The organism is Sphingobium fuliginis, from assembly GCF_004152845.1.
GTDB lineage: Bacteria > Pseudomonadota > Alphaproteobacteria > Sphingomonadales > Sphingomonadaceae > Sphingobium > Sphingobium fuliginis.
In genome coordinates this window covers 26,560-50,990 of the sequence record NZ_SEON01000005.1, presented here as the reverse complement: position 1 = coordinate 50,990, position 24,431 = coordinate 26,560, and the positions used below count along the sequence as shown (strand labels likewise).

General features: G+C 64.4%; 23 protein-coding genes. 10 read left to right on the top strand and 13 right to left on the bottom strand.

The window, feature by feature from the left end:
- Positions 1–99: 99 nt before the first annotated feature.
- On the bottom strand, positions 100–369 hold the full coding sequence (locus tag EWH10_RS13280; protein WP_044662006.1) for an FAD assembly factor SdhE: 270 nt from the start codon (positions 367–369) through the stop codon (positions 100–102).
- An 85-nt stretch (positions 370–454) separates the two neighbouring features.
- Between EWH10_RS13280 and recG the strand changes: the two genes are divergently transcribed.
- Both recG and EWH10_RS13270 read left to right on the top strand, forming a co-directional pair.
- The gene (recG, locus tag EWH10_RS13275; RefSeq protein ID WP_048577009.1) at positions 455–2,518 is read left to right on the top strand and encodes an ATP-dependent DNA helicase RecG; all 2,064 of its coding nucleotides are present in this window, start codon (positions 455–457) and stop codon (positions 2,516–2,518) included.
- 147 nt (positions 2,519–2,665) lie between these two features.
- The gene (locus EWH10_RS13270; protein ID WP_025549036.1) at positions 2,666–3,757 is read left to right on the top strand and encodes a mechanosensitive ion channel family protein; all 1,092 of its coding nucleotides are present in this window, start codon (positions 2,666–2,668) and stop codon (positions 3,755–3,757) included.
- Here the strand turns inward: EWH10_RS13270 and EWH10_RS13265 are convergent.
- Together EWH10_RS13265 and tyrS are read right to left on the bottom strand one after the other, a co-directional pair.
- Complete coding sequence (locus EWH10_RS13265; protein ID WP_044662008.1) at positions 3,729–4,082, bottom strand: PilZ domain-containing protein; 354 nt, start codon at positions 4,080–4,082, stop codon at positions 3,729–3,731. The two genes, EWH10_RS13270 and EWH10_RS13265, sit on opposite strands and share 29 nt — an antisense overlap.
- Before the next feature lie 76 nt (positions 4,083–4,158).
- The gene (gene tyrS / locus EWH10_RS13260) at positions 4,159–5,376 is read right to left on the bottom strand and encodes a tyrosine--tRNA ligase (protein WP_025549038.1); all 1,218 of its coding nucleotides are present in this window, start codon (positions 5,374–5,376) and stop codon (positions 4,159–4,161) included.
- A 53-nt stretch (positions 5,377–5,429) separates the two neighbouring features.
- Here tyrS and EWH10_RS13255 point away from each other — a divergent pair, with 53 nt between their 5' ends.
- A complete protein-coding gene (locus EWH10_RS13255) occupies positions 5,430–6,518 on the top strand; it encodes an anhydro-N-acetylmuramic acid kinase (RefSeq protein WP_044662009.1) in 1,089 nt (362 codons plus the stop codon).
- Between the two features lie 58 nt (positions 6,519–6,576).
- Here EWH10_RS13255 and EWH10_RS13250 read toward each other — a convergent pair whose 3' ends face one another.
- Complete coding sequence (locus tag EWH10_RS13250; RefSeq protein WP_044662010.1) at positions 6,577–7,752, bottom strand: vWA domain-containing protein; 1,176 nt, start codon at positions 7,750–7,752, stop codon at positions 6,577–6,579.
- A 138-nt stretch (positions 7,753–7,890) separates the two neighbouring features.
- Here EWH10_RS13250 and EWH10_RS13245 point away from each other — a divergent pair, with 138 nt between their 5' ends.
- Complete coding sequence (locus EWH10_RS13245) at positions 7,891–9,255, top strand: methyl-accepting chemotaxis protein (protein ID WP_172668327.1); 1,365 nt, start codon at positions 7,891–7,893, stop codon at positions 9,253–9,255.
- 9 nt (positions 9,256–9,264) lie between these two features.
- Here EWH10_RS13245 and EWH10_RS13240 read toward each other — a convergent pair whose 3' ends face one another.
- The 8 genes from EWH10_RS13240 to EWH10_RS13205 form a co-directional block, all read right to left on the bottom strand.
- Complete coding sequence (locus EWH10_RS13240; RefSeq protein ID WP_044662012.1) at positions 9,265–10,287, bottom strand: hypothetical protein; 1,023 nt, start codon at positions 10,285–10,287, stop codon at positions 9,265–9,267.
- A 94-nt stretch (positions 10,288–10,381) separates the two neighbouring features.
- The gene (locus tag EWH10_RS13235) at positions 10,382–10,795 is read right to left on the bottom strand and encodes a GFA family protein (RefSeq protein ID WP_025549045.1); all 414 of its coding nucleotides are present in this window, start codon (positions 10,793–10,795) and stop codon (positions 10,382–10,384) included.
- Positions 10,796–10,833: 38 nt separating this feature from the next.
- Positions 10,834–11,679, bottom strand: coding sequence for an AAA family ATPase (locus tag EWH10_RS13230; protein ID WP_044662013.1), 846 nt, complete (start codon positions 11,677–11,679; stop codon positions 10,834–10,836).
- 66 nt (positions 11,680–11,745) lie between these two features.
- Positions 11,746–12,444, bottom strand: coding sequence for a DUF6975 family protein (locus tag EWH10_RS13225; protein ID WP_044662014.1), 699 nt, complete (start codon positions 12,442–12,444; stop codon positions 11,746–11,748).
- A gap of 156 nt (positions 12,445–12,600) precedes the next feature.
- Positions 12,601–14,646 (bottom strand): RNA polymerase sigma factor RpoD, encoded by a 2,046-nt coding sequence (gene rpoD / locus EWH10_RS13220; protein ID WP_025549049.1) that lies wholly within the window; start codon positions 14,644–14,646, stop codon positions 12,601–12,603.
- Between the two features lie 45 nt (positions 14,647–14,691).
- Positions 14,692–16,593 carry a DNA primase gene (gene dnaG, locus EWH10_RS13215; protein ID WP_044662015.1) on the bottom strand — a complete coding sequence of 634 codons (1,902 nt, stop codon included), beginning with the start codon at positions 16,591–16,593 and terminating at the stop codon, positions 14,692–14,694.
- Complete coding sequence (locus tag EWH10_RS13210) at positions 16,590–16,928, bottom strand: GIY-YIG nuclease family protein (protein ID WP_229742638.1); 339 nt, start codon at positions 16,926–16,928, stop codon at positions 16,590–16,592. The genes dnaG and EWH10_RS13210 overlap by 4 nt, the downstream gene beginning before the upstream one ends.
- Positions 16,929–17,018: 90 nt before the next feature.
- Positions 17,019–17,471 carry a GatB/YqeY domain-containing protein gene (locus tag EWH10_RS13205; RefSeq protein ID WP_044662016.1) on the bottom strand — a complete coding sequence of 151 codons (453 nt, stop codon included), beginning with the start codon at positions 17,469–17,471 and terminating at the stop codon, positions 17,019–17,021.
- Positions 17,472–17,624: 153 nt separating this feature from the next.
- Between EWH10_RS13205 and carA the strand changes: the two genes are divergently transcribed.
- The 6 genes from carA (at position 17,625) to EWH10_RS13175 (ending at position 24,099) form a co-directional block, all read left to right on the top strand.
- Positions 17,625–18,788, top strand: a complete 1,164-nt coding sequence (carA, locus tag EWH10_RS13200; RefSeq protein ID WP_044662017.1) for a glutamine-hydrolyzing carbamoyl-phosphate synthase small subunit — start codon at positions 17,625–17,627, stop codon at positions 18,786–18,788.
- Positions 18,785–19,153: a ribonuclease E inhibitor RraB gene (locus tag EWH10_RS13195; protein ID WP_044662018.1), complete on the top strand. Its 369-nt coding sequence runs from the start codon at positions 18,785–18,787 to the stop codon at positions 19,151–19,153. Before carA ends, EWH10_RS13195 begins: the two co-directional genes overlap by 4 nt.
- Entirely contained in the window at positions 19,123–19,539 is a 417-nt protein-coding gene (locus EWH10_RS22245) for a GIY-YIG nuclease family protein (protein WP_380834173.1), read from the top strand. Before EWH10_RS13195 ends, EWH10_RS22245 begins: the two co-directional genes overlap by 31 nt.
- A complete protein-coding gene (gene carB / locus EWH10_RS13185) occupies positions 19,539–22,874 on the top strand; it encodes a carbamoyl-phosphate synthase large subunit (protein ID WP_044662019.1) in 3,336 nt (1,111 codons plus the stop codon). The genes EWH10_RS22245 and carB overlap by 1 nt, the downstream gene beginning before the upstream one ends.
- Positions 22,875–22,955: 81 nt before the next feature.
- Positions 22,956–23,432, top strand: coding sequence for a transcription elongation factor GreA (gene greA, locus EWH10_RS13180; RefSeq protein WP_025549056.1), 477 nt, complete (start codon positions 22,956–22,958; stop codon positions 23,430–23,432).
- Between the two features lie 28 nt (positions 23,433–23,460).
- Complete coding sequence (locus EWH10_RS13175; protein ID WP_037482410.1) at positions 23,461–24,099, top strand: rhomboid family intramembrane serine protease; 639 nt, start codon at positions 23,461–23,463, stop codon at positions 24,097–24,099.
- A 19-nt stretch (positions 24,100–24,118) separates the two neighbouring features.
- Here the strand turns inward: EWH10_RS13175 and EWH10_RS13170 are convergent, their stop codons facing one another.
- Positions 24,119–24,340: a DUF4170 domain-containing protein gene (locus tag EWH10_RS13170; RefSeq protein WP_025549059.1), complete on the bottom strand. Its 222-nt coding sequence runs from the start codon at positions 24,338–24,340 to the stop codon at positions 24,119–24,121.
- Positions 24,341–24,431: the final 91 nt, after the last annotated feature.

The window sequence follows — 24,431 nt, the reverse complement described above, 5'->3', positions numbered from 1 at the left end:
GTCATTCCCGCGAAGGCGGGATGCGTTTCCCGGCCCGGCGTGTGGATGCTCCGTCAGGAGATGAATCCCCGCCTTCGCGGGGATGACGGCGTAGGGCGTCTATTTCTTCCCGATCTCCACGAAATCCATCTTCACGAACCTGTCCCACATCGGCCCGCGCCATTGTTCCGGCAGCGGCAGCGTGCCGAGGGCCCAGGCCATGATGTCGGCATCCTGTTCCTCGATAAAGCGTTCGAACCAATCCAGTTCCTCTTCGCCCCATTCGGCATGGTAGCGATCGAAAAATCCCCCCACCGCCAGGTCCGCTTCCTTGATGCCGCGATGCCAGGCCCGGAATTGCAGGCGGCGGATGCGGGGGTCTTCGTTCACAATTTGTTCCTTGCGCGAGCATGGCGAAATTACCGATCGGATGTTTGCGCATCGTCCCGGCTGGGCTAGACGCATGCAGATAGCCATGCGACCCGATATCCTCAACCCACTCTTCACCGAAATCGAAGCGCTGAAAGGCGTCGGCCCAACATTGGCAAAACCGCTGGAGCGGCTGGGCCTGGCGCGCGCCGTCGACGTTGCCTTCCATCTTCCGGTCAGCTTCATCGACCGCCGCATGGTGGACGAGCTGATCCTGGGCGATTCAGGCCGGGTCATCGGCATCACGCTGACGCCCACCGATTATCGCGCGTCCGGCAGCGCCCGCGCGCCGTTCCGCGTGATCGCGCAGGACCGGCACGGGAACAGCGTCGCGCTGGTCTATTTCGGCCGCAACAGCGCCTGGCCGCGCAAGCTGCTGCCGCTGGGCGAAGCGAAGTTCGTCTCCGGCAAGCTGGAGGCCTATGGCGACAATCTGCAGATCGTGCATCCCGACCATGTCCTTCCGCCGGAGGAAGCCGTCACCATTCCCGCGCGCGAGCCGGTCTATGGCCTGTCCGAAGGGTTGACCAACAATCGCCTGCGCGACCTGGTGGCGCAGGCGCTGGCCCGCGCCCCCGAACTGCCCGAATGGATCGAACCCAGCCTGCTCGCCCGCAAGGGCTGGCCCGGATGGCGGGAGGCCCTGCATCGCATCCATGCCGATCCCACGGACGCGCTGGCCCGCGAGCGGCTCGCCTATGACGAGATATTCGCCGGGCAGCTTGCGCTGATGCTGGTGCGCCAGTCGTCCCGCAGGCGCCGGGGCGTGCCCGTTGCCGGAGACGGCCGGTTGCGCGCCATGCTCAAGCTGCCCTTTGCGCCGACCGGCGCGCAGAGCCGCGCCTTCATGGAAATAGAGGGCGACATGGCCCAGCCCGTGCCCATGCTGCGCCTGTTGCAGGGCGATGTGGGGTCGGGCAAGACGCTGGTCGCGCTGATGGCGCTGCTCAACACGGTCGAGGCGGGGGCGCAGGGCGCGCTGCTGGCGCCGACCGAAATCCTTGCCCGCCAGCATTATGAAACGCTGCGCCGGATGGCGTCGGGCCTGCCGGTGAATATCGCCATCCTGACCGGGCGCGAAAAGGGCAAGGCGCGCGAATCCACCCTCATGGGACTGGCGGACGGGAGCATCGACATATTGGTCGGCACCCACGCCATCTTCCAGGATGCGGTGCGATACAAGAACCTCGCCCTGGCGGTGATCGACGAGCAGCATCGCTTCGGCGTCGCGCAGCGCATGATGCTGGCGGCCAAGGCGGAGCGTGCGCCGCACCTGCTGGTGATGACCGCCACGCCGATCCCGCGCACGCTGACGCTCACTTATTATGGCGAGATGGACGTGTCCCGCCTGGACGAGATGCCGCCGGGTCGGCAGCCGATCCAGACCGTCGTCATGTCCTCCGGGCGTCTGGACGAAGTGGTGGAGGCGCTGGCCCGCCATGTGGAGGGCGGGGGGCAGGCCTATTGGGTCTGCCCGCTGGTCGAGGAAAGCGAGAATAGCGACCTTGCCGCCGCCGAGGCGCGGGCGGAGACGCTGCGGATGCGCTTCGGCGAGCGCGTCGCCATCGTGCACGGCAGGATGAAGGGGCCGGAGAAGGACGCCGCGATGGAAGCCTTCGCCTCCGCCCGGGCGAAGATATTGGTGGCGACCACCGTGATCGAGGTCGGCGTCGACGTTCCCAACAGCAACCTCATCATCATCGAAGGGGCCGACCGCTTCGGCCTGGCGCAGCTTCACCAGTTGCGTGGCCGGGTGGGGCGGGGGCAGAACCAGTCGGTCTGCATCCTGCTGCGCGGCAATGCGCTGAGCGAGACCGCCAGGGCGCGGCTGGCCCTGATGCGGGAAACCAATGACGGTTTCCGCATAGCCGAGGAAGACCTGCGCCTGCGGGGCGCGGGTGAGATATTGGGCACGCGCCAGTCGGGCGAGCAGCAGTTGAAGCTGGCCACGCCGGAGCATCTCTCCGCCCTGCTCGATCCCGCGCGCGACGACGCGCATCTGCTGATCGACCGCGATGGGGGACTGAGCGAGGCGCGAGGGCAGGCGGCCAGAACCTGCCTCTATCTTTTCGAGCGCGACGCGGCGGTGGGTCTGCTGCGCAGCGGGTAGGATCGCTGCCTGTTCTGGCGAGGCGGGAACCCGGTGCCGGCGGTCGTGCGACCGGGCGGCGTTTCCCTCGCAGGGTCGGCACGCATCGTGGAAGCAACGGCCTGCCGCACCTGCGAAACCATCCCGCGGCCCTGTCGTTGCAGGACCATGCAATCCGACATCAGCCTGCACCATGTCACGTCGATGGCAGCGATCTCGATCGGCCTGTCGGTCGCCGTCGCCTTCCTGCTCCATTGGCTGGTCTATTGGCTGGCGACCCGCATCGTGCGGCGGATGCGGATAGAGCCGGTGATCCTTCCCGCCCTCTATCACCCCAGCCGCTGGCTGATCGTTCTCATGACGCTGGCCGCGGGCATCCAGCCGCTGACCTTCAGCCCGAATGTGGAGGCGATCTGGTCCATCGGGTCGAAAATGCTGTTCATCCTGCTGATGGGCTGGCTGATCTTTTCCCTGATGCGGGCGGGGCGCATCATCCTGGAGCGCCGCAGCGACATCAGCGTGGAGGATAATCTGAAGGCGCGGCGGCAGCATACCCGCATCCGCATCCTCTACCGCGTGACGCAGTTCATCGTCGGCTTCCTGATCGTCTCGCTGATGCTGATCGCCATTCCCGGCGTGCGGAGCGTCGGGGTTACGCTGATGGCGTCGGCGGGGCTGGCCGGGCTGGCGGTCGGCGCGGCGGCGCAGCCCGCGCTCAAGAACCTGATCGCCGGCATCCAGATGGCCTTTTCAGAACCGATCCGGCTGGACGATGTCGTGATCGTCGAGGGCGAGTGGGGCCGGATCGAGGACATCAAGCTGACCTATGTCGTCATCCGCATCTGGGACGACCGGCGGATGATCGTGCCGGTGTCCTATTTCCTGGAAAAGCCGTTCCAGAACTGGACGACGAAAACCTCCGACCTGCTCGGCACCGTATTCCTTTACGTCGATCCTGCCGCCGACATAGAGGCGATCCGGGCGAAATTCATCGAGGCGGTCAAGGCCAACAGCCGCTGGGATGGGCGGGTCGCGATATTGCAGGTCACCGACCAGCGCGCCGATGCGCTGGAGCTGCGCGGCCTGCTGAGCGCCCGCAACGCCGGCATAGCCTTCGACCTGCGCTGCGAGGTGCGGGAGGCGATGATGAATTTCCTGCGCACGCAAATGCCGCAGGCGCTGGTCCGTTCGCGCCAGCGGCTGGAGGCGGGGGATGATCTTGGGAAGGCGTTTACCAGGCCGTCTGCCGTGGCGGAATGAGGGACAGCATCGCGTCATAGACATGCGGTTCGATCCGCTTCAGGAACTCGACGCCGATCCGCCCATCTTCCGACCAGCGCACGTCCCCGGCATGGTCCTTCACCACCGGCAGCCATATCGTCACCCGTTCGCCCATGGCCAACGGCGCATCCGTCCGGCACATCAATCCCAGGGCGGAGATGTTGATGATCCGCGCGCCATGGGTTCGCCCCTGCGCGGTGATATGGCTGACCATATCGACCAGATCCCGCTGCACGCGTCGCTGGTTGGCGGCGGGGTCCCGCGACTGGTTCAGATGGGACAGGCTTGCGAACACCGAAGGCATGCCCGCAGGATAAGATAAGGAAGGTGGCCTATTCCTTACCTTCCATGGTTAAGGCGCGCTGCACGCTCTTTCGATTTCAGGCGGTTACCAGCCCGTGCTTCTTCGCGCCGAAGCTGACCTTGTCCCCCGCCTTCAGGGGCAGGGCGGGGTCGTTCACCACCTCTCCATTGACGCGGATGGCGCCTTCCGCCAGCTTCCGCCGCACTTCCTTGTTGGAGGCGGCAAAGCCCAGCGCGGCGGTGCCCTGCACGATGTTCAGCCCGTCCGCGCCAAGGCTGACGGTCGGCAGATTGGCATCGGAGGCGCCCTCCTCGAAAGTCCGGCGGGCCGTCTCCGCGGCGGCGGCGGCGGCATCGGCGCCGCGGCAGAGCGCCGTCGCCTCGTTCGCCAGGACCTTCTTCGCCTCGTTGATCTCCGCGCCCTGCAGGGCGGCCAGCCGCTCCACCTCGTCCATCGGCAGGTCGGTGAACAGCCGCAGCCGGCTGGCGACGTCGGCATCGGCCGTGTTGCGCCAGAACTGCCAGTAATCATAGCTGGAAAGCTGGTCCTCGTTGAGCCACACCGCGCCGCCCACGGTCTTGCCCATCTTGGTGCCGTCGGCATTGGTGAGCAGCGGTGTCGTCAGCCCGAACACCTGCGTGCCGTCCACCCGTCGCGCCAGTTCGACGCCGTTGACGATATTGCCCCACTGGTCCGATCCGCCCATCTGCAACCGGCAGGCCGAACGGCGCGACAGTTCCAGAAAGTCATAGGCCTGGAGGATCATATAGTTGAATTCCAGGAAGCTCAGCGACTGTTCCCGGTCCAGCCGCAGCTTCACCGAATCGAAGCTCAGCATCCGGTTGACCGAGAAATGCTGGCCGATGTCGCGCAGGAAAGGGATATATTCCAGTCGGTCCAGCCAATCCGCATTGTCGACCATGATCGCGTCGGTCGGTCCGTCGCCGAATGTCAGGAACCGTTCGAACACGCGCTTGATGCTGCCGACATTCTGCGCGATGGCGTCGGTGGTCAGCAGCTTGCGCGCTTCGTCCTTGAAGCTGGGATCGCCGATCTTGCCGGTGCCGCCGCCCATCAGGACGATGGGCTTGTGCCCGGCCTTCTGCAACTGCCGCAGCATCATGATCGACACCAGATGGCCCACATGCAGCGAGGGCGCCGTGGGATCGAAGCCGATATAGCCCGGCACGACCTGCCTGGCGGCCAGGGCGTCCAGACCCTCCGCATCGGTCAACTGGTGGATATAGCCGCGCGCTTCGAGCAGGCGGAGCAGATCGGACTGGTAGTTGCTCATGGCGCGGCCCTGTAGCATTGAGAGGAATAACGTAAAAGAGGCAGGATCATTCGATGCTCGCAATAGGCCTGATGTCGGGCACATCCCGCGACGGCATAGACGCCGCGCTGATTGAGACCGATGGCGAGGGCGCCAGCAAGGGCATCGCTTTTCATGCCATGCCCTATGGCGAGGGCTTCCGCCTTCGCCTGGCCGAAGCCTGCGGGCGCGCCATGGCGATGGACAGGCCGGGGTTCGAACCGCTCATCCACGCGGTCGAGGAAGAACTGACCGAGCTTCATGTCGAGGCGGTGTCGGACCTGCTGGCCCGCAGCGGCCATGTCACGCAGGACGTCGCCGTCATCGGCTTCCACGGCCATACCGTGGCGCATCGCCCCGAATGGCGCTGGACCTGGCAGATCGGGGACGGCGCCGCCCTGGCGGGGGCCTTCGGCATTCCCGTCGTCGCGGACCTGCGCAGCGCCGATGTCGCGGCGGGCGGACAGGGCGCTCCGCTGCTCCCCGTCTATCACCGCGCCCTGGCCCATGATCTGGCGAAACCCGTTGCGGTGCTGAACCTGGGCGGGGTCGCCAACATCACCGCCATCGCCGCCGACGGGGAAATCGTCGCCTTCGATACCGGCATGGCGAGCGGCCTCATCGATAATTGGATGCAGAGCCATGGCGACCGGAGCTTTGATGAAAACGGCGCGACGGCGGCCGGCGGCCGGGTGGATGAAGATCGGCTGGCGCACATGCTGGCCGATCCCTGGTTCGCCGTCCCTCCGCCCAAGAGCATAGACCGCGAGGCCTTCACCATCGATGCCGTGCGCGGGCTGCCGTTGGCGGATGGCGCCGCGACGCTGACGGCCTTTTCCGCCGCGGCGGTCTCGCGCGGGCTAGGGCATCTCGCGGAGCGGCCCAAGCGCATCTATGTCGCGGGTGGCGGGCGCCACAATGCAACGCTGATGCGCATGCTGGGCGATTATACCGGCGCGGAGGTCCGGCCGGTGGACGACCTCGGATGGGACGGGGACGCCCTGGAGGCGCAGGGTTTCGCCTATATGGCTGTCCGCCATATGAAGGGCCTGCCGATCAGTTTCCCCGGCACGACCGGCGCGCCGCGGCCGATGACGGGGGGCGTGCTCTTCGAACCGGCATGATATTTCCCTGACCCCCTCCCGCCTGCGGAGGGAGGAATATCGCTGAATCGGCCCGGGTTCACCGCTTGCGCGTCAGTTCCCGCATGGCGTCGTCAATCCCCTCGATCGTCAGGGGATACATGCGGCCATTCATGATTTCGCGGATCATCCTGGTCGACTGGCTATAGCCCCAATGCGCTTCCTGCGCGGGGTTCAGCCACACGGCGGCCGGATAGGTGTGCAGCACGCGGCTCAGCCAGGTTGCGCCCGGTTCCTCGTTCATATGTTCGACCGAACCGCCGGGATGGCTGATCTCATAGGGGCTCATCGCCGCGTCCCCGACGAAGATCACCTTATAGTCATGCCCATATTTGTGGAGGATGTCCCAGGTCGGCGTCCGCTCCGAAAAGCGGCGGCGGTTGTCCTTCCACACCCCTTCGTAGAGGCAGTTGTGGAAGTAGAAGAATTCCATATTCTTGAATTCGCTCGTCGCTGCCGAGAACAGCTCCTCGCAAAGCGTGATGAACGGGTCCATCGATCCGCCCACGTCCAGGAACAGGAGCAGCTTCACCGCATTGTGCCGCTCCGGCCGCATGCGGATGTCGAGCCAGCCCTGCCGCGCGGTTCCCCGGATCGTTTCGTCCAGGTCGAGCTCGTCCGCCGCCCCCTCCCGCGCGAAGCGCCGCAGCCGCCGCAGCGCGACCTTGATGTTGCGGGTGCCCAGTTCCTTCTGATTGTCCAGATTGGCGAATTCGCGCTTTTCCCACACCTTGATGGCGCGCTTGTGCCGGCTCTCGCCGCCGATCCGCACCCCCTCCGGATTATAGCCGCCATGGCCGAAGGGCGAGGTGCCGCCGGTGCCGATCCATTTATTGCCGCCCTGATGACGCCCCTTCTGCTCGTCCAGCCGCTTCTTCAGCGTCTCCATGATCTCGTCCCAGCTTCCCAGCGACCTGATCTTCTCCATCTCCTGCGGACTGAGGAATTTCTCCGCCACCAGCCGCAGCCATTCCTCGGGAATGTCCGCTTCGACCCCTTCGCTGCCCAGCACGCCCTTGAAGACGCGGGCGAACACCTGGTCGAAACGGTCGATCAGCCCCTCATCCTTCACATAGGTGGCGCGGGCGAGATAATAGAAATCCTCCGGCCGCTGCCCGATGACGTCCCGGTCCAGCGCCTCCAGCAGCAGCAGATGTTCCTTTATGCCGGCGGGAATGCCGGCAGCGCGCAGCGCGTCGAGAAAGTTGAGCATCATGACGGCCCCCTTGTCCGCCAGCTTGCCCGATCATGCAAGCGCGGGGCGTTGTCGGAATGTTAAGTGTTGCAATGCATCGTTAACAAGGCAGTATCCATATCGGGCGGAATAGGGCGGCGATCATTGGAAAACGGGGATTTGTTGACCGACCTGGGGGAAAGATCGGGCGACATCGCATTGCAATGCAGCGAAACGGCGGGTTTCCTGGGGGAACTGACCCGCCGCATCCAGGCGGATTCGGCGCATCTGGGGGAATTGCAGTCGACGATGGAGGCGCTGGCGGTCAGCCAGAATGAAAGCGTGCTCGCGGCGCAGGAACTCAGCCTTACGGCGCGTCGGGCGGGGCAGATCATCGCGCAGGGGCATGAGGCGATCGGACGTTCCCTGGGCCAGATCACGGAACTGATCGAGAATGTGACCGGACTGGAAGGGCATCTGCGTCAGTTCCTGGACGTCATCGAGACGGTCGGCGATATTTCGGGGCAACTGGGCGCGATCGCCCGCCAGACCCGCCTTCTGGGCGTGAACGCCGCGATCGAGGCGGCCCGCGGCGGCGAGGCGACGCAGGGCTTTGCCGTGGTGGCGGACGAGATCCGGCGGCTGGCCGGGCAGGCCGGCGAGTCCGCCGCGTCCGTGGGCGACAAGCTGGGCCAGCTGGACCGCGATGCCCGGCAACTGATTGGCGGGGTGGAGGCCAATATCCTGCGCGGCCGCGAAGTCGGTTCGCATATCGATACGCTGCGGGTCAGCATGGCCGAGATCGCTTCGCTGGTGACGCAGTTCGGGGACCGGTCTGAAACGATCGTCACCTGCACGGACGAGGCCGATGGCGACGTCGCGGCCCTGCGTCAGGGACTTGCCCGCTTCAGCCAGTCGGCGACGGAAAGCGCGACCCGCGTCGAAACCGCGCGCGGCCACCTGGAAGGGCTGGAGGGGATGGCGAACGCCATGCTCAACCGGGCGGCGCATAGCGGCCATGTCACGCGCAACAGCCGCTATATCGCCCTGGCCGAAGAAGGCGCGGAGGAGATTCAGGCGCTGATCGAGCGGGCGCTGGCGGAGGGGGAACTGGACATGGGCAGCCTGTTCGATACCGCCTACCGGCCGCTGCCCGGTTCCGACCCGATGCAATATGAAAATGGCTTCACCGCCTTTGCCGACCGCTGCGTGCAGCCCTTGCTCGACCGGCGGACCGCGCAGGACAGCGCCATCGTCGGCTGCTGCCTGATCGACATGAACGGCTATCTGCCGACGCATATCAGCGCGCGCAGCCAGCCGCAGCGGCCCGGCCAGACGCGCTGGAACATGGAACATGCCCGCAACCGGCAGATATTCATGGACAGCCAGACCCGCCGCGCGCTGGACGGCGATGGGGATTTCTTCCTGTTCACCTACCGCCAGGATCTGGGCGAGGGGCGTTATCGGGCGTTGCGCAGCGTGTTCGTGCCGCTGATGTTCAGCGGACGGCGCTGGGGGCTTTATGAGGTCGGCTATCTGATCTGATCGCCCCTCTCAGCGCAGCTTCACGCCAGCCGTCCGTACCGTCACCTCGCCATTGGCGGCATAGTCGGCGGTCGCGCCGGCCTGGGCCGTCTGAGGGTCCTTTCCGTCCAGGATCTGGGCGATCTGGCGGGCGCTCGGCACCTTGTCATAGACGCCGTAGAGGTCAGTCTGACCCACGGAATGGATGGAGAGCCGATAGCCGTCCTTCGCGGGATCGAACGCGACCATGGTGCCTGCGTCGTCCACCGGCACGATGATCGCGCCATCTGCGGCGCCGGCCTGCTGGAGAATGTCGTAGCTGCCCTCGGCGGTGTCGACCTTGCCCCTTATGCAGAGCGGTTCCTGCCCTTCGCGCGGCAGGGAAATATCGGCGGGCGCGGACGTAGTTTGCGCAGTGAGGCGGGCGTCGCCGCCTTCATTGGCGGGGCAGGCGGCCAGTCGAGCGGGCCTGGTCGCATGGATCGAGGATGCATCATCGAACTGAAGACCCGCCAGCATGCCGTCCAGCCCGGCCAGCACTTCCTTCCGTCGTTCCGTCGGCCCGGTGACGCGGAGCTTCACCAGCCATCGCCCGGCGTGCAGGAAAGCCGCAGCCGTGGTGAGCGCGCCGTCGGCGGCATCGTCATAGACGGCGCGGATGGCGCCATTGGCATGTCCGCCCACCGCGACGCTGGAATAAGCGGTGCGGCGCGTCCTTGCTCCGAAACGCTCCGTCACGGCCTTGTCCGTCATATAGGCGGCGAGCGAGGCGTCGGCATAGCTGGGCAGATAGACATAGAGCGTCGCCTGGACCGCGCCGTCTTCGGACAGATATTGCGCGTAATTGTCGATGCCCTTGCCGCCGTTGGAAACCTCCCCGCTCTTGGCGAGCGACAGGCCGGCCACGCTTTGCGGCATGCCGATCCCCGCGGCGTCGGCGCGCAGGGCGGTGGCGGTCGGTGTCCAGGCTTCCCGTTCCTCGGCCGCGCGCGCGAACGCAGGCGCTGACAAGGCCAGCACCGCCGATAAAAGGGACAACGCACGCTTGGGCATTGGCATCCTTCCCTAAATTCATGGCCGTCTTTTCGCGGCTTTGAATGTCAGGAGGAAAGTTGAGCCGAAATGCACCGGCTGCGCAAGCGGCCTTTTAGCTTACAGGGGGCATTTGTGCCGGATAATGGGGCAGATCAGGGTCCAGATGCGCCCAGGCGGGCGCCGCGTCGGTCCAGATGACGGCCTGAGGGGCCAGAAGATCGGGATCGTCAAGCGCTCCGGCGCGGACGAATGTCAGGTGCGGACGCGATTCGGCCAGGCTGAACAGCGGCGTGCCGCATTCGGGGCAGAAGCCGCGCCGCATCGCATTGCCGCTGTCGGCTACGCTGTGGTGCCAGCGCAGGTCGCCGGTGACCGTCAGCTTGTCGGAAGGGAAGCAGACATTCACCGTGCCCGATCCGCCGCCCAGATATTGGCAGAGCCGGCACCAGCACATGCGCGCCGCCAGGGGTTCCGCATCGATGCTGATCCGCACCTGTCCGCACAGGCATCCGGCTTGATGAGTCATGGTTCGCGGCCTTTCGTTGAGCGGGGGTGGAGTGGTCCCTATCGCCCCTGCCGCCGGGCCATGAAGGCGAGCCGTTCGAACATCATGATGTCCTGCTCATTCTTGAGCAGCGCGCCGTGCAGCGGCGGGATCGCCTTGGTGGGATCGCGGTCCTGCAATATGTCGAGCGGCATGTCCTCCGCCAGGATCAGCTTCAGCCAGTCGAGCAGTTCGCTGGTGGACGGCTTCTTCTTGAGGCCGGGCACCTCCCGGATTTCGTAGAATATTTCGAGAGCGCGGTTGACCAATATCTTCTGGATGCCGGGGAAATGCACGTCGATGATGGCCTGCATCGTCTCCCGGTCGGGAAATTTGATATAGTGGAAGAAGCAGCGGCGCAGGAAGGCGTCGGGCAGTTCCTTCTCGTTATTGGAGGTGATGACGACCACGGGCCGTTCCTTCGCCGCCACGGTCTCCCCCGTTTCATAGACATGGAAGGCCATGCGATCGAGTTCCTGCAACAGGTCGTTGGGGAATTCTATGTCGGCCTTGTCGATCTCATCGATCAGCAGGACCGGCAGGGTGGGGGAGGTGAATGCCTCCCACAGCTTGCCCTTGCGGATGTAATTGCCGATGTCGTGAACGCGCGGATCGCCCAGCTGGCCGTCGCGCAGGCGGGCGACGGCGTCATATTCATAAAGTCCCTGATGCGCCTTGGTCGTCGACTTGACGTTCCATTCGATCAGCGGAGCGTCCAGCGCCTTGGCGATTTCCTGCGCCAGCACGGTCTTGCCGGTGCCCGGCTCCCCCTTCACCAGCAGCGGACGGCGAAGCAGCACCGCGGCGTTGACGGCGACCTTCAGATCATCGGTGGCGACATAATCCCGCGTGCCTTCAAACCGCATGTTCCTGCTTCTCATCCTGCCTGTGTCGGGCCAACTATGGCAAAGCAGGGGAGGAGCGCAAAGCCTTTATGCGCGGTTTGCGGCCTGGTCCTTGCCGGCGCGGATCTTCGCGCGGGCCTGAAGGACGTCCCACAGCCCGCGATGCTGGTTCAGCAACTGGCGCGTTCCGAACAGGATGGCGCGGTCGATGGCATCGTCGCCGCCGATTTCCCTGGCGACCTCCAGCGTCGCCGCGCGGTCCGGAAGGTCGCAGACATGGGGTTCCAGCCCGACGCGAATCGCGGCGATGTCCAGCACATGCCGCACGGCACGCCAGTCGAGCACCAGCGCGATGGCCGCCCCCATGGCGCAGCCGCGCCGGTCCGACTGGGCCAGCATGTCGAGGGCGTGGCGCTGCTGGCTGACGACGGTTTCGCAATCGCTCTGCCCCGCCGTGCTGGGGGCGGGGCCGACCGCGACCGTCACCTGGGTCAGATAGGCCCGTTCCCGCGCGAAGGCGTCGGCCGCCTGGATCAGCCAGGCGCGCGCCGCATTGTCCGCCGACCGCGTGGCGGCATGGTCGATCACGCCGGGGTGGCGGCCATGCAGAAGGCAAAGATAATAGGCGGCATCGGCCAGATCGGGCAGCGACAGCGTGGCATTGGGGCCGAAGCTGGCCCGCGCGCCACTGGCATAGCCATGCCCGGCCGTGCCGTCGGCGGCGACCACGGCGTCCAGGATCTGCGATATATCGCCAAATTGATAGCGCGGTGCTGCTTCGCTCATCGTCTTCCCCTAAAGCCCTGCTGCTGGCGCGGCCTCGTGCAGGCGACCCTAGAGAGTCGAGGTAAAAGAGGAGTTTACGCCAGTAAAAAAGGGCGGCCCGAAGCCGCCCTTTTGGATCATTCCGCCGCGTTGCCGCCTCGGTCTGCCGAGGCGCCGCTATTGGTCGAGGAAGCTGCGCATCTTGCGGCTGCGGCTGGGGTGCTTGAGCTTGCGCAGCGCCTTCGCCTCGATCTGGCGGATTCGTTCGCGGGTCACACTGAACTGCTGGCCGACCTCCTCCAGCGTATGGTCGGTGTTCATGCCGATGCCGAAGCGCATGCGCAGCACGCGCTCCTCGCGCGGGGTCAGCGAGGCAAGCACGCGGGTGACGGTTTCCTTGAGGTTCGCCTGGATCGCGGCGTCCACCGGGATGATCGCATTCTTGTCCTCGATGAAATCGCCCAGATGCGAATCCTCCTCGTCGCCGATCGGCGTTTCGAGGGAGATCGGCTCCTTGGCGATCTTCATCACCTTGCGCACCTTCTCCAGCGGCATGGACAGCCGCTCGGCCATCTCCTCCGGAGTCGGTTCGCGGCCCTGTTCGTGCAGGAACTGGCGGCTGGTGCGGACCAGCTTGTTGATCGTCTCGATCATGTGGACCGGGATGCGGATGGTCCGCGCCTGATCCGCGATCGAACGGGTGATCGCCTGCCTGATCCACCAGGTCGCGTAGGTGCTGAACTTGTAGCCGCGCCGATATTCGAACTTGTCGACCGCCTTCATCAGGCCGATATTGCCTTCCTGAATAAGATCAAGGAATTGCAGGCCGCGGTTCGTATATTTTTTAGCGATGGAGATGACGAGGCGCAGGTTCGCCTCGACCATTTCCTTCTTCGCGATGCGCGCCTCGCGCTCGCCCTTCTGCACCATGTTGACGATGCGGCGGAATTCGGACAGCGACATGCCGGTCGCCTGCGCGATCTCGCTCACCTCAAGGCGGATGCGCTCGACCGCGCGCCCCTCGGCTGCGGCGAAGGCGGCCCATTTCTTGTCCAGACCGGACACCTTGTCGAGCCAGCCATCGTCCAGCTCATGATTGACATAGCGGTCGAGGAAATCCTTGCGGCTCACCTTGTGCCGTTCGGCCAGTCGCAGCATCTGCCCGCCCAGCGCGGTCAGGCGCCGGTTATAGGCATAAAGCTGGTCGACCAGATATTCGATCTTCTGCTGGTGGAACTGGACGCTTTCGACCTCGGCGGTGAGCTGCTCGCGCAGTTCCTGATAGTCGTCCTCCGCCTTCTGGCTCAGCGTCTCGCCATTGGCCATGGCGGCCATGCGCGATTCCTGCGCCTTGGAGAAGGTGCGGAAAATCTCCGTGATGGTCGCGAATTTCTCCAGCGCCATCGGCTTCAGCGTCTCTTCCATCTGGGCGAGGGAGAGAGTGTTGTCCTCCTCTTCCTCCTCCTCCATCCGGCGGGCGCGCCGCTCCGTCAGGCCGTCCTCATCCTCGTCGGAATCGGCTGATTCCTCTTCCGGTTCCTCCTCTTCCTTGAAGCTGGGTCCGGCGGTCTTCTCGCTGATCTCGCCATCGTCGTCCTCGGCGCCTTCCTCCAGATTTTCCGGAGCGGGATCCTTGGACAGCATCGCGTCGAGATCCAGGATCTCGCGCAGCTGCATCTCGCCATTGTTGAGCGCGGTCGACCATTCGATGATCGCGTTGAAGGTGGTCGGGCTTTCGCACAGCCCCAGGATCATCGTGTCGCGGCCCGCCTCGATCCGCTTGGCGATGGCGATCTCGCCCTCGCGGCTGAGCAGTTCCACGGCCCCCATCTCGCGCAGGTACATGCGCACGGGGTCGTCGGTGCGGTCGACCGTTTCCTTCTTCTTCTCGGTAACGGGACGCGGCGAGCCGTCGTCGTCGGCGCTGTCGTCGGCGCTGTCATCGTCGCCGTCGTCGCGCTGATCCTCGCCGTCCTCGCTGGCTTCCTCATTCTCGACGATGTTCACGCCCATTTCGTTGAGCGCGGACATGATGTCCTCGATCTGCTCGGAGGACATCTGGTCCTGCGGCAGCGCGTCGTTCAGCTCGTCATAGGTGATGTAGCCGCGCTTCTTGGCGCGGGCGATCAGCTTCTTGACCGACGCCTCGTTCAGATCCAGCAGCGGTGCATCGCCGGTATCCGTATCCTCGCCCGCACCCTTGCTGTTCGCCTTGCTCGCCATTTATTCGCCTTAATTCCGCCGCCCCCGTGAAAGGGACGATCCATATCATATAATATCTTCGGACTGCGCCAGTTCCGCCAGGCGGCGATCATGATCCAGCTTCAACTTGCGGACCCTTTGCTGTTCGGCAAAGCTGTCCTCGTTGAGGTCGTCTCTCGCCCGCCGGGTGGCTTCAGCCAACGCCGCCTCCAGCTCCGGTCCCTGCGCCATCACCCGAATGGCCTCGTCCAGATCGCGCCGCACGCGATCCGAGTCGGCCTTGCTTCCATGGGGGGTGAATGTGAACGTGTCGGCCCGAAGCATTCCCTTCGCCATATTATACACTTCACCTTGCCCCAATATGGTAAGGAGGCCACCGGTTTCAACTGTTTCTTTGCTGAACGAGGCCGCGATCATCGCGTTCAGCAGTTCCGCCAGCACGGTGTCGGCGATGCGAAGCCCGATAAGCATCTCGCGATGCAGCGCAATCTGATCGGGATGCCGAAGCAGGCTGGCGAGGACGGCGCGCAAAAGCCGCTGCTCCATGCCGCTTGCGCCGATCGCCCTTGCCTCGCTTCCCGCGGGGGGCAGTGGGGGCTTCCAATTGCCGCGCCGGTCGCGCTGCCAGCCGGAGCGGGCGCTGCCCCCGCCGCGCTGATGACGGGGCTGGAAGGCCGCCCGCGCGAAGAACAGCGCGTCATAGCGTTCCCGAAAGGCGTGGACATAATGCGCCCGCACGTCGGGATGGGCGATGGCGTCGGTGATCGCGGACAGGCGCTGCTTGAGCGCGGCGCGCTGCTCCGGCGTATCCAGCGGCGCGGCAGCCTGTTCATATTTCCAAAGGCGCTCGACCAGCGGTTCGGCGGCGCCCAGCACCGCTTCCATCGCCGCAGGCCCCTCCGCGCGGATGAGGTCGTCCGGGTCCTGCCCGGCCGGCAGAGTCGCAAAGGCCAGGCTCATACCCGGTCGGAGCAGGGGCAGGGCCCGGGTCGCTGCCCGGATCGCGGCCTTCTGCCCCGCCGAATCGCCGTCGAAACAGAGGATCGGCACATCGGCCATCTTCCACAGGCGCTCGATCTGATGTTCCGTAAGCGCCGTGCCCAGTGGCGCCACCGATTCTTCAAAGCCGGCCTGGGCGAGGGCGATCACGTCCATATAGCCCTCCACGACGATGATCCGGCCCGTCTGCCGGCTGGCGGGGGAGGCCCGGTCGATATTGTAGAGCGTCCGCCCCTTGTCGAAGAGCGGCGTGTCGGGGGAGTTCAGATATTTGGGCTCGCCCGCGCCCAATATGCGCCCGCCAAAAGCGATCACCCGGCCTCTTATGTCCCGGATCGGCAACATCAGCCGGCCCCGGAAGCGATCATAGCTGTCGCGCTTTCTGGCATTTCCGCCATCCGGCTCGGCGCCATCCGGGTCGATGAGCAATCCCGCCTCGATCAGCAGCGGTTCGCCAAATTCCTTGAGCGCCGTCTTGAGCCGCCCCCGCCCGTCAGGCGAGAAGCCGAAGCCGAAGGTCCTGGCCGTTCCCGCGGCGATGCCGCGCTGCTGGAGATAGGCTCTCGCCTCCGCGCCCTCAATTCCGCCAAGCTGCTCCTCGAAAAAGCCCTGCGCGGCGGCCATGACGTCATGCAGGCCCCTGGCCTGTTCCGCCCGTTTCGCCGCGCGCGGATCGGGCGCGGGGACGTCCATGCCCGCCGCCTGCGCCAGTTCCTTCACCGCTTCCATGAAGGGAAGGCCACGATGATCGGTCATCCACCGGATTGCGTCGCCATGCGCGCCGCAGCCGAAGCAGTGATAGAAGCCCTTTTCGTCGTTTATCGTGAAGCTGGGCGTCTTCTCATTATGGAAGGGGCAGCAGGCCTTATATTCGCGGCCTGCCTTCTGCACCTTCACCGTCCGCCCGATCAGGGTGGAAAGGGAGGTGCGCGCGCGCAATTCGTCGAGGAAGGCGGGGGACAGGCTCATGCCCAGCTCAAATCCGCACGCTTGAACGCATCGGCCAGAACTCCGTTCGTTTCGAGCGAAGTCGGGAAACGCTCACGCGGCGGCCGGGCGAGCAGGGAAACCAAGGACCAATTGCCCGCGATCATTGCCTCCTTCTTGGCACGCGACCAGCCGCCGACGATCCGTTCCGCTTCCAAGGCTTCAATTCGGGAAGAAAAGGCTTCGCTCCAGACCAGCGTGAGCGGCAAGCGCCTGCGTGGGAATTGGCTGCCCTGTCCCGCCCGCTGCCGTCCAATCCTATGGTGGAGGTCATCGGTGCGACCCGTATGATAGCGCCCATCCGAGCATCGCAGCATATAGGTCCAGAACGCCATCATGCGATTATGCCGGAACGTCCATCAATGTCGAGGGCGCGCCGGATGCAGGAAGATTGCGAAGATATTGCCTCAGGAAAGCGCCACCTTCACCAGCCCGCTGGCCTTGCTCATGTCGATCACCGATCCGTGCCGTTCCTTCAGCACGGCCATGACCTTGCCCATGTCCTTGACGCTCGCCGCGCCCACTTCCGCCTTGATCGCCTCTATGGCGGCCTTCGTCTCGTCCTCGCTAAGCTGTTGCGGCAGGAAGCTGTCGATCACGTCCAGTTCGGCCTGTTCCTTCGCGGCCAGTTCGTCGCGGCCGCCGCTCCTGAACATGTCGATGGATTCGCGGCGCTGCTTCGCCATCTTCTGGAGCACCTCGACCACGACCGTGTCGTCATCCGGCACGCTGGACGCGGTGCGCAGTTCTATGTCGCGATCCTTCAGCTTCGCCAGGATCAGGCGCACGGCGGCCAGCCGATCCTTCTCTCCCGCCTTCATGGCGGCGATTTGGGCGCTTTTGATCTCGTCGCGAATCATGCGAATGAATCCTGTCTCTTCCGGAAAGGTCCAGATATAACGCCAAAAGAGATTTTTAACAGGAGTTGACCCCGCGGCCTCTCGCGCATAGGTGACCGGCCGTTTAACCCGCTTCAGACGGGTTCCCGCAAAAGCATAAAGGACGATACGACCATGGCTGACGCCAAAACCCTCATTGTGCCCAAAGGAGCGACAGGGGTGTTGGTTTTCGCCGATGGCTCCGCCGTCTTCGGGCGCGGCTTCGGCGCTGTCGGCGATGCGGTGGGCGAACTCTGCTTCAACACGGCGATGACCGGCTATCAGGAAGTGATGACCGACCCCAGCTATGCGGGCCAGATCGTCACCTTCACCTTCCCGCATATCGGCAATGTCGGCACGAACCTGGACGATGTGGAGGCGGACCTGCCCCACGCGCTGGGCTGCGTCGTGCGGCAGGACGTGACGGAACCCAGCAACTTCCGCAATGTCGAGCCCTTCGACCAGTGGATGAAGGAAAATGGCCGCATTGGCCTTGCCGGCGTCGACACCCGCGCGCTGACCAGGCTGATCCGGGTCAAGGGCGCGCCCAATGTCGTGATCGCGCACGATCCGGAGGGGCGGTTCGACATCGAGGCGCTGGCCGCCAGGGCTGCGGCCTGGCCGGGCCTGGAGGGCATGGACCTTGCCATCGAAGTCTCCGCCAAGGAAAGCCGCCTCTGGAAGGACGGCGTGTGGAAGCTGGGTTTCGGCTACGGCCTGGATGAAGCGGGTGAAGAGCGGCCCCATGTCGTCGCGATCGATTATGGTGCGAAGAACAATATCTTCCGCAATCTGGTGAAGGCCGGCGCCCGCGTCACCGTGCTGCCCGCCACCGCCAGCTATGAGCAGGTGATGGAGCATAATCCCGACGGCGTGTTCCTTTCCAACGGCCCGGGCGACCCCGCCGCGACCGGCGAATATGCCGTGCCGGTGATCCGGAAGCTGCTGGACGCGGACAAGCCGGTCTTCGGCATCTGCCTTGGCCACCAGATGCTGGCGCTGGCGGCGGGCGCGAAGACCGTCAAGATGCATCAGGGCCATCGCGGCGCCAACCATCCGGTCAAGCGTCTGTCCGACGGTCTGGTCGAGATCACCTCGATGAACCACGGCTTCGCGGTCGACGCCGATACGCTGCCCGCCAATGTGAAGCCGACCCATGTGTCGCTCTTCGACGGCAGCAATTGCGGCATCGAACTAACGGATAAGAAGGCCTTTTCGGTCCAGTACCACCCAGAAGCTTCGCCCGGCCCGCAGGACAGCTTCTATCTGTTCCAGCGGTTCGTTGAGGAGCTTAAGTGAGCCTCAACTTGCCCCCGGTTGACGAAGCCCGCCTCGCAGCAGAGTGGGAGGCGGACAAGGCCGTCCTCGCCAATCTCGCGCGGAATGGCGACGTGGCGCGCATCGCGCGGCCCGTGGACGTCAGCTTCAAGGGCGGCGAGAAGGATTTCGAACGCGTCCTGACCATTGCGAGCCAATTCGGCTTCGTGGAACTGGACCGCGAAGAGGATGAGGATGGCGACCTGTTCCTCTTCCTCGAATGCGAGCAGCCCGTCGATGAACAGTCGATCCGCGCCCTGACGAAGAAGTGCCTTCAGATCGAAATCCTCTGCGGCGTCGAATATGATGGCTGGGGTTGCGAAGCCCGGACAGGGGGCGTGCATTGAACTGCGATCGCCACACGAATTGCGCTGGATATGTTTATGTCATCTGGCATCCGCAGGCGCGCGACAGAGGTTTCTATACTAAAGTAGGATTCTCTAGATCGCATCCCGCTCCCGAAGTTTCGCATAGGAAACTCGGTAGTTACGTCAAACGCGATTCTAGGCACTATCCCTTCATTTTTACTTGCGACGCCCTTGGCTTGGATCGCCCCCAGATCGAAGTGGGTGATTTTTTGGAACGAGGGAAGTGCATTGAATCAAGTTTGCATAAGCTTCTGGCCGACAAAAAACGGCTGGACTGTGGGGTATCCAAAGAAGTGTTCGATGTAAGCCCAGATGCCGCGCTTTCATTGCGTGCTCAGCTAATAAAAGAATGGTCTGATAGCTAATGCCCAAACGCACCGACATCTCCTCCATCCTCATCATCGGCGCTGGTCCGATCATCATCGGCCAGGCTTGCGAGTTCGACTATTCGGGCACGCAGGCGGTGAAGGCGCTCAAGGAAGAGGGCTATCGCATCATCCTGGTGAATTCCAACCCGGCTACCATCATGACCGATCCGGAATTCGCCGACGCGACCTATGTCGAGCCGATCACGCCCGAAATCGTGGCGAAGATTATCGAGAAGGAACGCCCCGACGCGGTGTTGCCGACCATGGGCGGGCAGACGGCGCTCAACACGGCGCTCGCTCTCTTCAACGACGGCACGCTAGAGAAGTTCGGCGTCAAGATGATCGGCGCGGATGCGGCAGCCATCGACAAGGCGGAGGACCGCCTGAAATTCCGCGACGCGATGGACAAGATCGGGCTGGAATCCGCCCGCTCGCGCATCGCACATACTATGGAAGAAGCGCTGGAAGCCCTTGAATTCACCGGGCTTCCTTCGATTATCCGTCCCAGCTTCACGCTCGGCGGCACTGGCGGCGGCGTTGCCTATAACAAGGACGAGTTCAAGCAGATCGTGGCCGCAGGCCTCGACGCTTCGCCCACCACCGAGGTGCTGATCGAGGAATCGCTGCTCGGCTGGAAGGAATATGAGATGGAGGTCGTCCGGGACCGGAACGACAATGCCATCATCATCTGCTCGATCGAGAATGTCGATCCGATGGGGGTCCATACCGGCGATTCCATCACCGTCGCGCCCGCGCTGACGCTGACCGACAAGGAATATCAGATCATGCGCAACGCGAGCATCGCGGTGCTGCGTGAAATCGGCGTGGAAACAGGCGGTTCGAACGTGCAGTTCGCAGTCAATCCGAAGGATGGCCGCCTGATCGTCATCGAAATGAACCCGCGCGTTTCCCGCTCGTCCGCGCTGGCTTCTAAGGCGACGGGCTTCCCCATCGCGAAGGTCGCGGCGAAGCTCGCCGTCGGCTACACGCTGGATGAGATCGAGAACGACATCACCGGCGCCACCCCGGCGTCGTTCGAGCCGACCATCGACTATGTCGTGACCAAGATTCCGCGCTTCGCCTTCGAGAAGTTCAAGGGGTCCGAACCGCTGCTCGGCACCGCGATGAAGTCGGTGGGCGAGGTGATGGCGATCGGCCGCAACATCCATGAATCGATGCAGAAGGCGCTGCGGGGCCTGGAAACCGGGCTTTGCGGCTTCAATGAGGTCGACCATCTCGTCGGCGCGCCCAAGGACGACATCATCGCCGCGCTGGCCCAGCCGACGCCGGATCGCCTGCTGGTCGCCGCGCAGGCCCTGCGCGAGGGCCTCACCGTCGCTGAAATCCACAATATCGCGAAGTTCGACCCCTGGTTCCTGGAGCGGATCAAGGAGATCATCGACGCCGAAGCGGAAATTCTGAACAACGGCCTGCCGCAGGATGCGGACGGCATGCGCCGGCTGAAGTCGATGGGCTTTTCCGACAAGCGCCTTGCCTATCTTGCGCTCAAATCGGCCAATCTGCGCGGCATGGAACGGGGCATCGCGCGGGGTTCCGGCCTGATCCACGAAGCGGTCAAGGCCATGACCGGCGGCGTCACCGAGGATGAGGTCCGCGCGCTGCGCCACAGGCTGGGCGTGCGCCCCGTGTTCAAGCGCATCGACACCTGCGCCGCCGAGTTCGAGGCGAAGACGCCCTATATGTACTCGACCTACGAAGCGCCGATCTTTGGCGATGCGGAGAATGAGGCGCAGCCCAGCGACAGGAAGAAGGTCGTGATCCTGGGCGGCGGTCCCAACCGCATCGGGCAGGGCATCGAGTTCGACTATTGCTGCGTCCATGCTTGCTTCGCGCTGGCGGAGGCGGGTTATGAGACGATCATGGTCAACTGCAACCCGGAAACGGTGTCGACAGACTATGACACGTCGGACCGTCTCTATTTCGAGCCGCTGACGGCGGAGGACGTGCTGGAAATCCTGAGCGTCGAGATGTCGAACGGAACGCTGGCCGGCGTGATCGTCCAGTTCGGCGGGCAGACGCCGCTCAAGCTGGCGCAGGCGCTGGAAAATGCGGGCGTGCCGATCCTGGGCACGTCGCCCGACGCCATCGACCTGGCGGAGGACCGCGAGCGGTTCGCCGCGCTGATCGACAGGCTGAAACTGAAGCAGCCCGCCAACGGCATCGCGCGCAGCCGCGAGGAGGCGATCGCCGTCGCCAACCGCATCGGCTATCCGGTGCTGATGCGCCCCTCCTATGTCCTTGGCGGCCGCGCCATGGAGATCGTCGATGGTCAGGCCCAGCTGGAGGAATATATCGCCACCGCCGTTCAGGTGTCGGGCGACTCCCCGGTGCTGATCGACCAGTATCTGCGCGACGCGGTCGAGGTGGATGTGGACGCGCTCTGCGACGGCGACGATGTGGTGGTCGCCGGCGTGCTCCAGCATATCGAGGAGGCGGGCGTCCATTCCGGCGACTCCGCCTGCTCGCTGCCGCCCTACAGCCTGTCGGACGACATCATCGCGGAGATCGAGCGTCAGGCCGATGTCCTCGCCCGCGCGCTGTCGGTCCGCGGCCTGATGAACATCCAGTTCGCGGTCAAGGACGGCGTCGTCTATCTGATCGAGGTCAATCCCCGCGCCAGCCGGACCGTGCCCTTCGTCGCCAAGGCCATCGGCACGCCGATCGCCAAGATCGCCAGCCGCGTCATGGCGGGCGAGAAGCTCAAGGACCTGCCGAAGATCGACCGGAACGCCATCGACCATATCGCGGTCAAGGAAGCCGTCTTCCCCTTCGCCCGCTTCCCCGGCGTCGATCCGGTGCTCTCGCCGGAAATGAAGAGCACCGGCGAAGTCATGGGCATCGACAGCGATTTCGCCACGGCCTTCGCCAAGGCGCAGCTGGGCGCGGGGACCATCCTGCCCAAGGGCGGCACGGTGTTCGTGTCGGTCAAGGACAGCGACAAGCCGGTGATCCTGCCCGCCGTGCAGAAGATGGCGGCGCTGGGCTTCGCCATCATCGCCACGGGCGGCACGGCCCGCTATCTGGAGGAGCAGGGCATCGCCGTCCAGCCGGTCAACAAGGTGGCCGAAGGGCGTCCGCATATCGTCGACAGGATCACCGACGGGGACGTCGACCTAATCTTCAACACGACGGAGGGCTGGCAGTCGCTCAAGGACAGCAAGGCGATCCGCACCAGCGCGCTGCGCGCCAAGGTCGCCAGCTTCACCACGGCGGCGGCCAGCGTCGCGGCGGCGAATGCGATCGAGGCTCTTCGGGGGCATGCCCTTGAAGTGCGTTCGCTCCAGTCCTATTATCCTGTGTCGCAAGCCTGATCCCCTGCACAAGGAAGCACGCTGCGGGTGGCCCCAAGGTCGGGGCCGCCAAAGGGAAGTTTTGACGAAGGATTTGCAAGAATGGCGACCGTCGAGAAGATGCCGATGCTGCAGATGGGCTATGACAAGCTCAACGAGCAGCTCCGCGAGTTGAAGGCCGAGCGGCCGTTGATCGTGGACGCCATCGAAGAAGCCCGCGCGCACGGCGATCTGTCGGAAAATGCCGAATATCACGCCGCCAAGGAGCGTCAGGGCCAGGTTGAAGCCACCATTGCCGATCTGGAAGACAAGCTGTCCCGTGCCCAGATCATCGATCCCAGGACGCTTTCGGGCGACAAGGTCGTGTTCGGCGCGACCGTCACCCTGCTTGATGAGGACGACAAGCCGGTCAAGTACCAGATCGTGGGCCAGGCCGAGGCTGACGCCAAGCTTGGCATGATCAGCTATAACAGCCCCCTGGGCCGCGCGCTGATCGGGCGCCAGATCGGCGAGGAGGTCGAGGTGTCGGTGCCATCGGGCGATAAATTCTACCTGGTCGACAAGATCGATTTCATCTGATCCATCCGTGAAACTGCCTGCCGGTCGCATGACGAACGGGATTGCGGCGATCACCTTCGTCGCCTTCCTGCTGCTTTACCTGACGGGGCAGGTCGATAATGCCGCGATCATGGCCGGCTTCATCCCCGCACGGGTGGAGGATGGCGCCCTGCTGGCCGGCATGGCGGCCGTTCCGGTGTGGCTGACGCCGATCAGTTGCACGCTGGTCCATGCCAACTGGCTGCATGTCGGCTTCAACCTGTTCATGTTCGTCTTCTGCGGGCGACAGGTGGAGCATGTGCTGGACAAGGGCGCGACGCTGCTGCTCTACATTGCCGGAGCCTATGGCGCGACGGCGCTGCAATGGGCGATCGATCCGCATTCCACCAATCCCATGGTCGGCGCCAGCGGGGCCATATCGGCGGTCATCGCGACCTATGCGCTGCTCTACAGCCAGCAGAAGGTCCGGCGGGTTGGACCGGTGTCGGCCAATCTGGTTCGTCTGCTCTGGCTGGCGGCAAGCTGGATTGTGCTTCAGCTCATGATCGGTTTCGCCACGGCGCAGGGACTGGGCGACCTGGGGCAGATTGCTGTTGCCGCGCATATCGGCGGCTTTCTGGTGGGGCTGGTGCTGACGCGCCCTTTGCTGCGCTGGCGTTTCCGCAAGCGTCCCCAGCCCCTTTCCTGACGCCCGGCTTTCCTGCTCTTCAGCCGCTGGGCAGATCGGGTTCCAGCAGCCGGTGCAGGTGCACGATCACATAGCGCATCTCCGCATCGTCGACCGTCCGCTGAGCAGCGCCGCGCCAGGCATTTTCTGCACTGCTGTAATCGGGATAGACGCCGACCAGCTCGATCGAACTCAGATCTTCGAATTCCAGCGTTTGAGGATTTTTGACGCGACCGCCCATTACAAGGTGCAGCTTGCTCATGGTATCTTATGTTCTCCTGCTCGGTGAACCCATAGCGTAGCAGGCCGCCCGCACCCGTCCAAGGGGGCAGGCGGCCGGATCAGCATGCTTT

Bases quoted from the DNA above. Each gene is read 5' to 3' on its own strand.
- recG (WP_048577009.1), top strand. From the start codon at position 455: ATGCGACCCGATATCCTCAACCCACTCTTCACCGAAATCGAAGCGCTG.
- EWH10_RS13270 (WP_025549036.1), top strand. From the start codon at position 2,666: ATGCAATCCGACATCAGCCTGCACCATGTCACGTCGATGGCAGCGATC.
- EWH10_RS13265 (WP_044662008.1), bottom strand. From the start codon at position 4,082: ATGCCTTCGGTGTTCGCAAGCCTGTCCCATCTGAACCAGTCGCGGGAC.
- tyrS (WP_025549038.1), bottom strand. From the start codon at position 5,376: ATGAGCAACTACCAGTCCGATCTGCTCCGCCTGCTCGAAGCGCGCGGC.
- EWH10_RS13255 (WP_044662009.1), top strand. From the start codon at position 5,430: ATGCTCGCAATAGGCCTGATGTCGGGCACATCCCGCGACGGCATAGAC.
- EWH10_RS13250 (WP_044662010.1), bottom strand. From the start codon at position 7,752: ATGATGCTCAACTTTCTCGACGCGCTGCGCGCTGCCGGCATTCCCGCC.
- EWH10_RS13240 (WP_044662012.1), bottom strand. From the start codon at position 10,287: ATGCCCAAGCGTGCGTTGTCCCTTTTATCGGCGGTGCTGGCCTTGTCA.
- EWH10_RS13235 (WP_025549045.1), bottom strand. From the start codon at position 10,795: ATGACTCATCAAGCCGGATGCCTGTGCGGACAGGTGCGGATCAGCATC.
- EWH10_RS13230 (WP_044662013.1), bottom strand. From the start codon at position 11,679: ATGCGGTTTGAAGGCACGCGGGATTATGTCGCCACCGATGATCTGAAG.
- EWH10_RS13225 (WP_044662014.1), bottom strand. From the start codon at position 12,444: ATGAGCGAAGCAGCACCGCGCTATCAATTTGGCGATATATCGCAGATC.
- rpoD (WP_025549049.1), bottom strand. From the start codon at position 14,646: ATGGCGAGCAAGGCGAACAGCAAGGGTGCGGGCGAGGATACGGATACC.
- dnaG (WP_044662015.1), bottom strand. From the start codon at position 16,593: ATGAGCCTGTCCCCCGCCTTCCTCGACGAATTGCGCGCGCGCACCTCC.
- EWH10_RS13210 (WP_229742638.1), bottom strand. From the start codon at position 16,928: ATGCTGCGATGCTCGGATGGGCGCTATCATACGGGTCGCACCGATGAC.
- EWH10_RS13205 (WP_044662016.1), bottom strand. From the start codon at position 17,471: ATGATTCGCGACGAGATCAAAAGCGCCCAAATCGCCGCCATGAAGGCG.
- carA (WP_044662017.1), top strand. From the start codon at position 17,625: ATGGCTGACGCCAAAACCCTCATTGTGCCCAAAGGAGCGACAGGGGTG.
- carB (WP_044662019.1), top strand. From the start codon at position 19,539: ATGCCCAAACGCACCGACATCTCCTCCATCCTCATCATCGGCGCTGGT.
- greA (WP_025549056.1), top strand. From the start codon at position 22,956: ATGGCGACCGTCGAGAAGATGCCGATGCTGCAGATGGGCTATGACAAG.
- EWH10_RS13175 (WP_037482410.1), top strand. From the start codon at position 23,461: ATGACGAACGGGATTGCGGCGATCACCTTCGTCGCCTTCCTGCTGCTT.
- EWH10_RS13170 (WP_025549059.1), bottom strand. From the start codon at position 24,340: ATGAGCAAGCTGCACCTTGTAATGGGCGGTCGCGTCAAAAATCCTCAA.